A 9,178-nucleotide genomic window follows, 5' to 3' on the forward strand; every position below is an offset into this window, starting at 1 on the left:
CGAACCTCTTCCGTGAAGAGGTTCCCTAAAACGAGCTTTACCGTACGCAAGTGACTTTCTGTGGTCCAAACGCGATCTTGTGGTGGATATTGTGTACCCTGAAAGGGGCACTCGCTGTACACAAAGAACTTTGCGTCCCTTGGAAGTACACCCACGGAGGATCGACTCGACGATCCGTCGTAGTCACTACCGGTTTTCGTCGTTCTCGTAGGACAAGTTGAATCCTGAGACCTTTTGCGGATCTTGGGGATTCGGTCAGACAGGAGGAAAGGTCTCACGGCAGATGAGTATTCCCATTCGATTGGGGTAGGCAGTTTGCCGAAGTTGTCGTAGATGATGCGCTTAATGCCGTGTACTTCTGTGATGATGTTCGGGGCCGCGGCGCGGGAGGTAGCGTGTTGGACCGGACTGCGGATGGTCAAGACGTTGGGTTTTTGACGGAGCGTGTGGTCGTGAAAGCTGTTTCCCTAACACTGGAAAGTTTGTGTATGGCGAGCGAGGCCGTGTGCTGTACGCAAGGAGCTTGTGTACGTTGAGTTGGAGTCTGACAGTACGAAAACGGATTTGTGAACGGTGAACAGAGCCTCTGCTGTACACAAGAGGACTTGTATACCTTGAGGTGCACCCTGACGATATGCAAAAGCGTTTGTGTACTTTAGCCGCGGCGTTGGAGGTACACAAAGTGTTTTGTGTACTTTAAAAGCGCTTTTACGGTGCGCAACGGTCGTTGCATACCTTACATCGCCATGCTGAGGTACACAACGATGTGGACCGACGATGAGTCGACGTCGAAGTGGATGGACCAATCAAAACCCCCGGAACTCAGCGAATCCCGGGGGTCTTGTTCGATCAGGTCATCGGCCTGACCACGTCAGGGGAGATTATTCCCACTCGATCGTGGCGGGCGGCTTCCCGGAGACGTCGTAGACGACGCGGTTGATGCCCTTCACCTCATTGATGATGCGGTTCGAGACGCGGCCCAAGAGCTCGTACGGGAGGTGCGACCAGTGGGCGGTCATGAAGTCGGACGTTTCGACGCAGCGCAGGCTCACGACATAGTCGTACGTGCGGCCGTCGCCCATCACGCCCACGGACTTCACCGGGAGGAAGACGACGAACGCCTGGCTCACCTTGTCGTAGAGACCGGCGGCGCGGAGTTCTTCGATGAAGATCGCGTCGGCTTCGCGGAGAAGGTCGGCGTATTCGCGCTTCACTTCACCGAGGATGCGCACGCCGAGGCCCGGACCCGGGAACGGGTGACGGTAGACCATTTCGGCGGGAAGGCCGAGTTCGACGCCCAATTCGCGCACTTCGTCCTTGAAGAGGGAGCGCAGCGGCTCCAAAAGCTTGAGGTGAAGCGTATCGGGGAGGCCGCCCACGTTGTGGTGCGACTTGATGGTCTTCGCCTTCTTGGTCTTGGCGCCGGCGGACTCGATCACGTCGGGGTAGATCGTGCCCTGGGCGAGCCACTTCGCGGCGGTGAGCTTCGAGGCTTCTTCCTGGAAGATCTCCACGAATTCACGGCCGATGATCTTGCGCTTCTGTTCGGGGTCGGTGACGCCGGCGAGAGCGTTCATGAAGCGGTCGACCGCGTCGACGACGATGAGCTTCAGGCCCATGTTCTTTTCGAACGTTTCGCGGACCTGTTCGCGCTCGTTCTTGCGCAGGAGCCCGTTGTCGACGAAGACGCAGGTGAGGTTCTTGCCGATGGCGCGGTGAATGAGGGCCGCGGCCACAGAGCTGTCGACGCCGCCGGAGAGCCCCAGGATGACTTCTTCGTCACCGACCTGAGCCTTGATGGATTCCACCGCTTCGGCGATGTAGTTCGACATCACCCAGTCGGGCTTCGCGCCGCAGATCGAGAGCACGAAGCGCTCGATGATTTCGCGGCCCTTGACGGTGTGGGTCACTTCCGGGTGGAACTGCACGGCGTAGTAGCCGCGGGATTCGTCGCACATGCCGGCGATGGGGCAGGACGGCGTCGAGCACATGACGGAAAAGCCCGGGGGGAGCACCGTCACCTTGTCGCCGTGCGACATCCAGACCTTCAGCATCCCGTGGCCTTCCGCCGTGCGGAAGTCCTCGATGCCTTCGAGGAGCTTCGTGTGGTTGTGGGCGCGGACTTCGGCGTAGCCGAATTCGCGCTTGTTCGAGCCTTCCACGCGGCCGCCCAACTGCTGCGCCATCGTCTGCATGCCGTAGCAGATGCCGAGGACGGGCACGCCGGCTTCGAAGACGGCGGGACTCACCTGGTCGTTGCTTTCTTCGTAGGCGGACATGTGCGACCCGGAGAGGATGATGCCCTTCGGGTTGAATTCGCGGATGAACTCGGCCGAGACGTCGTTGGCGTGGACTTCGCAGTAGACGTGGGCTTCACGCACGCGGCGGGCGATGAGCTGCGTCACCTGGGAGCCGAAGTCCAGAATAAGGATGCGGTCGTGGGACATAGGTTGTCGAACACCTCAAAGGTTGATGAATTCGAATCGTCCGGCGGGGCTCCGGCGAGGGCCTCCGGCGGGCGGAAAAACGGATGGCGCTACTTTAGCAGAAAGCCTCATCGGAATGGCCTTTGCGGACCGTTTTCCGCCCCCTTTGTCGACCCCTTTCCACGCCCCCGGAAGAGGGTGTCGCCGGGCCCCGCGGAGAAAAGAAAAACGCCCCGCCGCGGGGCTCGCGGACGGGACGTTTCGGTGCCTGACCCGGGGCGTCGGGGAGACCGGAAGGGCTCCCGCGAAGCCGAAGGGATCAGCTTTCCTGACGGTAGTTCGGCGCTTCCTTCGTGATCTTGACGTCGTGGACGTGCGATTCGCGAAGACCGCCCGCCGTGATCTGGACGAAGTTGGCGCGGGTGCGCATTTCGTCGATCGTGCGGCAGCCGCAGTAGCCCATGGAGCTGCGAAGACCGCCGATCATCTGATAGATGATCTGGGCGACCTGGCCCTTGTAGGGCACCATGCCTTCAATGCCTTCGGGGACGAACTTGTCGATGTTGCCGGCGTTGTTGTCCTGGAAGTAGCGGTCGGCGGAGCCCTTGCCCATGGCACCGAGAGAGCCCATGCCGCGGTAGGACTTGTACGAGCGCCCCTGGTAGAGGATCACTTCGCCCGGGGCTTCTTCGGTGCCCGCGAACATGCCGCCCATCATGACGCAGCTCGCGCCCGCGGCGATCGCCTTGGCGATGTCGCCCGAGAAGCGGATGCCGCCGTCGGCGATGCAGGGAACGCCGGTGCCTTCGAGGGCTTCGGCGACGTTGCTGATCGCGGAGATCTGGGGCACGCCGACGCCCGCGACGATGCGGGTCGTGCAGATCGAGCCCGGGCCGATGCCGACCTTGACGCCGTCGGCGCCGTGGTCAACGAGCGCGCGGGCAGCGTCGGCGGTGGCGATGTTGCCGCCGATCACCTGGAGGTTGGGATAGTGTTCCTTCACCCACTTGACGCGGTTGAGAACGCCCGCAGAGTGGCCGTGCGCCGTGTCGACGACGATGACGTCGACGCCCGCGTCAACGAGCTTCTCGACGCGCTCTTCGGTGCCGGCACCGACGGAGACCGCGGCGCCCACCAAAAGCTTCCCCTGCGCGTCCTTCGCAGCGAAGGGGTGGTCCGTCGCCTTGGTGATGTCCTTCACGGTCATGAGGCCCGCCAAACGGAACGCGTCGTCGACGACGAGGACGCGCTCGAGGCGGTGGCGGTGCATGAGTTCCTTCGCTTCGTCGAGGGACGCCCCTTCGTGGACCGTGACGAGGCGCTCACGCGGCGTCATCACTTCGCGGACGGGCACGCCCATGCGGGTTTCAAAGCGCAGGTCGCGGTTCGTGACCATGCCGAGGACCGTGCCGTCGGCACCGACGACCGGAAGACCCGAGATGTGGTGCTCACGCGCGATCGCGATCACGTCGCCCACGAGCATGTCGGGGTTCACGGTGATCGGTTCGGCGACGACGCCCGCTTCGTGGCGCTTCACCTTGGAGACTTCCGCGGCCTGCATGTCCGCGGTCATGTTCTTGTGAATGAAGCCGAGGCCGCCTTCCTGGGCGAGCGCGATGGCGAGATTGGCTTCCGTCACCGTGTCCATGGCGGCGGAGACCATGGGGATGTTCAGCGTCAGGCCGCGCGTCAGGCGCGTCTGAAGAGCGGTATCACGGGGGAGGACTTCGGAATAGGCGGGGACGAGAAGGACGTCGTCGAAGGTGAGGGCCTTCTGAAGGAGTCGCATAACAACCTCTGAGCGCAAAAAAAAATACGCCGTCCGACCTGTGGAGGGCTCCGCGGGTGGGAGCGGCACATTGTGGGATCAGTTCCTCAGGCACCAACCGCATTCCTTGGGGGAATCCGGTCCGGCACGCTTTTTCGCGGGGGCCGCTTCAGGGGGTGAAGGGGCTTTCGAGAAAACGGAGATTGATTTGCGGGCGCATTCTATCGCGTTTGTTCCGGAGCGTGGGCCGGGAGAAGGTGTTTTTTCTTCCGGCGAAGAAGCTTCTTCGGAAGCGTCTTCGGTCAGGGGAATCGTGCGGCGTAGCCCGTAAAACCGCGGGCGTCGGGGCGCATCCGGGCGGGTTGTCGGTGCGTTGTCGGGCGCGTCAGCGGGCGGGAGGACGGGACGCCGGAAAGACGTCGGGGCGGGAAAGTCCCCGCCCCGAAGGGAGTCGCGGTTGGGACTGCGGCTCCGGCCCGCCCCCGATCGGATTTCAGTCGGTCGGACCCCGATCAGACCCGGTCAGATCCTGATCACGCGGTCTTGTGCCCCGCGTAGAGGCTCTCGACCAAGTCCGCGTAGCGGGCCTGAATCTCCCGGCGGCGCAGCTTCATCGTGGGCGTCAAAAGCCCCGACTCCACCGTGAAGGGTTCGCGCACCACGCCCACCGCACGCGGGATCCCGTAGGCGGGGAAGTCCTTCGCGGCGGCGCGCACGCGCTTCACCAAGAGCCTCGTCACCGCGCGGTCGGTCATCGTTTCGGGGGCGTCCGGATCCTTCTGCATCTCGGCGCAGAGTTCGCGCCAGAGCTTGTCGTTCACCACCACCAAGGCGGATACGAACGGACGGTTTTCGCCCAAAACCAGCACCTGCTCGAAGAGCCGGTCCGCCTGCACGGCGAATTCGACGTCGACCGGCGGGATCTTCTCGCCCGTCGACGTCACGATGATTTCCTTCAAACGGCCCTTGATGCGCACGCGCCCGCCGTCGGACAAGTCCGCCTGGTCCCCGGTGCGGAACCAACCGTCCGCGGTGAAGGCGCGGGCGGTTTCCTCAGGCTTCTGCCAGTAGCCCTTCATCACCTGGGGGCCCTTCACCTGCAGCTCATCCATCTCGCCCAAACGCACCTGGGTGCCCTCGACGGGAAAGCCCACGCACGCGGGGTGGTTCCCGTCCGGGGTCGACATCGAGACGATCGGGCTCGTTTCCGTAAGCCCATAGGAGTGGAGGATGTTGAGCCCCATCGCGCTGAAGAATTTCGCGACGGTGTAGTTGAGCGACGCGCCGCCCGCGAAGGTGGCGCGCAGACGCCCACCGAAGATCTCGCGGATCTTCGCGCCCACCTCGTCGTCCAGCATCTGGGCGACGGTGTCGTCCAAGTTCTCGCGTTCGGTGTGCTCCACCGGGAGGTCGTTCTTCTTCGCGAAGCGCCGCCAACCGGCTTCTTCCGCCCATTCGGTGAGGTACCTGCGCTTTTCGTCCGCTTCCGCCAATTCGTGGCGGATCCGCTGGTAGATGCGCTCGTAGACGCGCGGCACCGAGCACATGAGCGTGGGCTTCACGTCGACCAAATCCCGCTCGATCATCGCCGCGGAACGCGCGAACGCCATCGCGCTCCCGTGCGCGACGGAGACGTAGTGCGCGACCGTGCGTTCGAACGTGTGCGAGAAGGGCAGATACGAGAGGAAGACGTCCGTCTCGTCGATCGGGTTCGCGAGCTCGATCTGGCGCAAATTCGCGACGAGGTTCGCGTGCGTCAGCATCACGCCCTTGGGGCGGCCGGTGGTGCCCGACGTATAGATGAGCCCGGCCAGATCGTCGGGACCGGGGCCCTCGGGGAGGTCGGCCTCCGGGAGGTCGTTCCCGGAGGCGAGCCAGGATTCGACCCCCATCAGCGTCACGCCGTCATCCTGGTCTTCGTGTTCGTCCACCACTTCGCTCGTGAAGACGACGCGCTCCAGGTCGTTCAAGTCGGGCGCGGCCGCGCGGATCGCGTTCCAGCGGGCGCGGGCGGTCGTGACGAGAAAGCGGGCGTTGGAGTCCTTCAAGATGTACGCGGACGAACCCGCCGTGTCGATCGCGTGGAGCGGGACGGGGACGAGGGCGTTCGCGAGCGCCGCCTCGTCGAAGGCGACCGCGTCGAGGCAGTTCGTCAAAAGCATCGCGACGCGGTCGCCGCGCCGGAGCCCCATCTTCGCGAAGGCCTTCCGCCAACGCAGGACGAGCTCGCCGAAGTCCTTCCACGTGGTGGAGATCCAGGCGTTTTCCTGATGGTCGAACTGCCGGAAGGCTTCGCGCTCGGGAAAGGTCGAGACCGTGCGCTCGAGGAGCGCCGGGATGGTGTTCAGGTCGAAGACGTAGGGCTTGGCGGACATGTGGGAGACGGTCGCTCGTGGGGCTTGGGTGTTCGGGGCGGCGCCTGAAGTCGAGGGACGGGCGCCGCACACGCCATTCTGCGGACGAAGACGGCGCGGCGCGCCGTCTTCGGGTGAGGGATTTCCCTTGTGAGGGTGCTGGGAAGAGAAGAAAGGACGGTCGTTGGGATGCCCTCCGACCGCCGGTTCTTCTTCCTTTTTCCTGGATCAGCCCGCCGCCTTCTTCGGCGCGAGCGCGGCGTACATCGCCTCGATCGCTTCATAGTGCGCGCGGGCGATCATGCGGCGCTTCAACTTCAAGGTGGGCGTCAGAAGCCCGTTTTCGATCGTGAAGCCTTCTTTGAGAAGCGTCACCTGGCGCGGCACCCCGTAGTTGGGAAAGCCCGAGGTGGCCGCCTTGATGCGGCGAAGCGCCGCGGCCTTGGCTTCCTTTTTGTCCAACGACGCCGGATCGTTGGGGTCCAAACCGAGCTCTTCGCAGAGCGCGGCCCAGGGGCCTTCGTTCACGACGCAGAGCGCCGAGATGAAGGGACGGTCGTCGCCCACCACCATGCACTGCGTGAAGAGGCGGTCGGTCGTCACCGCCGCTTCGAGGTCGGTGGGCGGCACCTTTTCGCCCGTCGACGTCACGATGATTTCCTTGATGCGGCCCGTGATGCGGATGTGACCGTCCTTGTAGATTTCGCCCACGTCCCCGGTGCGCAGCCAATCGTCTTCCGTGAAGATCTCGCGGGTCGCTTCCGGACGGTTCCAGTAGCCCTTCATGACGGAGGGACCGCGGACCTGGATTTCGTCGCCGTCGCCCAGACGCACTTCGATGTTGGCCAAGGCCGGACCCACCGTGTTCGGGTGGTTCGAGCCGGGGCGGTTCACCGAAATGATCGGGCTCGTTTCCGTCATGCCGTAGCCCTGGAAGATGGGGACGCCCAAGGCGAGGAAGACCTTCGCGACGTTGGTCGGCAGCGCCGCCCCGCCCGAAATGAAGAGGTGGATGCGGTCGCCGAAGGCGTCGCGCAAGGTTTTGCCCACCTTCTTGTCGAGGAAGCCCGCGACGAAGGGGTCGAGGAAGCTCAAGGCCGAGGGTTCGACCGGAAGGCCGTTTTCGCGGCAGAAGCGCCGCCAGCCGACCGCCACCGCCCAGTTGAAGATGCGGCGCACCATCGGGGGCTTCTTCGCGAGCCCGTCCATCACCTTCCCGTGGATCATCTCGTAGACGCGCGGGACCGACATGATGATGGTCGGGCGGATGGTCTTGAGGTCGTCCGCGAGGTTCGCGATCGAGCGGTTGAAGGCGCAGGTGAAGCCGAGGCCCAGGGCCAAGTAGTAGGAAGCCGTACGCTCGAACGTGTGCGAGAGCGGGAGGAACGAGAGGAGCGTTTCGCTTTCGCTCGGCTGAATGCTCTTCAAGACGCCCTGCAGGTTCGAGAGGATGTTGCGGTGCGTGAGCATCACGCCCTTCGGGTTACCGGTCGTGCCCGACGTGTAGACGAGCGCGGCGAGGTCGTTGGGCTTGGGGCCCTCAGGCAAGGGAGCGTCCGGCGTCGCCGCGAGGAACTTCGCAAGCGACACGACGGGGATGGGCGACTCGGGGTCGTTCACGTCGCCGTCGTCCGTGATGACGACCATCTTCAGCGTGGGCGTTTCGGCGGCCGCACGGATCTGACGCCATTTGAGGAGCTTGTTCGTGACGAGGAGCTCCGCGCCGCTGTCGTTGATGATGAAGGCGGAGCTCTTCGGCGTGTCGATCGCGTGAAGCGGCACGGGCACGAGGGCGTTCGCGAGCACCGAGAGGTCGAAGTGCACGGCGTCGACGCAGTTGGGGAGCAGCATCGCCGCACGCGCCCCGCGCACGAGCCCGAGGCCGGCGAGGGCGTGGCGCCACTTCTCCACGATCTCATGCGTTTCGCGGAAGGTGTAGTCCTTCCAGGCCTTCTCCTGGGCGCTCCAGTTGCGGTACGCGACGGCGTCCGGGCGCACGGGGAGATGCTGCGTGAGGAGTTCGGGGATGGTGGTGACGAGTGAGAGCGCGTCGATGCGCCCGCGCGCCGCCGGCGAGACTTCGTGTCGCATGGAAAGAAACCGGTGTGCTGAGTGTTCGGGTTCGCGGCGCGCCGTCGGACGGCCCGGAGTGGGAAGACACCGGGGTCGGACGCGACGCCGGATTCAACGCCCGCCGCGTCCCTTTCACCCAAGACAAAAGGCCGTTCGCGCTTCACCTTGGGCGCGCCGGCTTCGGGTCGGAGAGACACGTTCGGGCGGACCGGGGTCGAGCCGCGCGTGTTCTGTTGAGACGGATTGTGCGCCAAAGCGCCGCAGCGCGTCTCCTGAGGCATGTTCCCAACCCTTGTGCGGGGGATCGCAGGATCATCCGTACGGATGATGTCAGGTGGCGGGAGGGGATGAATCGGGCCCTGCGGGGGCGGCGGGGGGGGAACGGACGGGGCGTCGGTGGGTGCGTCGAGCGGCCGCCCGTCCGTCCGTCAGTCAGGTCGGCCCTCCGGCTGCCCGACTGCCGTTGTGAGGGGGAGGAGCCGGGGCGCGGAAGGTGCGGCAAGGGACGGATGAGGTGAATGGTACCGACCCACTGCTGTCCAAATTGAAATGTGCTG

General features: G+C 64.4%; 4 protein-coding genes. All 4 read right to left on the reverse strand.

Annotated elements, in window-relative coordinates:
* Window positions 1-881: 881 nt before the first annotated feature.
* Complete coding sequence (gene guaA / locus HMPREF9440_RS02415; protein WP_008541148.1) at window positions 882-2,447, reverse strand: glutamine-hydrolyzing GMP synthase; 1,566 nt, start codon at window positions 2,445-2,447, stop codon at window positions 882-884.
* 298 nt (window positions 2,448-2,745) lie between these two features.
* The gene (gene guaB / locus HMPREF9440_RS02420; RefSeq protein ID WP_008541150.1) at window positions 2,746-4,215 is read right to left on the reverse strand and encodes an IMP dehydrogenase; all 1,470 of its coding nucleotides are present in this window, start codon (window positions 4,213-4,215) and stop codon (window positions 2,746-2,748) included.
* A 512-nt stretch (window positions 4,216-4,727) separates the two neighbouring features.
* Window positions 4,728-6,569: an AMP-dependent synthetase/ligase gene (locus HMPREF9440_RS02425; RefSeq protein WP_008541152.1), complete on the reverse strand. Its 1,842-nt coding sequence runs from the start codon at window positions 6,567-6,569 to the stop codon at window positions 4,728-4,730.
* Window positions 6,570-6,776: 207 nt separating this feature from the next.
* Window positions 6,777-8,639 (reverse strand): AMP-dependent synthetase/ligase, encoded by a 1,863-nt coding sequence (locus HMPREF9440_RS02430; RefSeq protein ID WP_008541153.1) that lies wholly within the window; start codon window positions 8,637-8,639, stop codon window positions 6,777-6,779.
* Between the last annotated feature and the right edge of the window lie 539 nt (window positions 8,640-9,178).

It is taken from the genome of Sutterella parvirubra YIT 11816, from assembly GCF_000250875.1.
GTDB classification, from domain to species: domain Bacteria; phylum Pseudomonadota; class Gammaproteobacteria; order Burkholderiales; family Burkholderiaceae_F; genus Sutterella; species Sutterella parvirubra.

Bases quoted from the DNA above. Each gene is read 5' to 3' on its own strand.
- guaA (WP_008541148.1), bottom strand. From the start codon at position 2,447: ATGTCCCACGACCGCATCCTTATTCTGGACTTCGGCTCCCAGGTGACG.
- HMPREF9440_RS02430 (WP_008541153.1), bottom strand. From the start codon at position 8,639: ATGCGACACGAAGTCTCGCCGGCGGCGCGCGGGCGCATCGACGCGCTC.
- HMPREF9440_RS02425 (WP_008541152.1), bottom strand. From the start codon at position 6,569: ATGTCCGCCAAGCCCTACGTCTTCGACCTGAACACCATCCCGGCGCTC.
- guaB (WP_008541150.1), bottom strand. From the start codon at position 4,215: ATGCGACTCCTTCAGAAGGCCCTCACCTTCGACGACGTCCTTCTCGTC.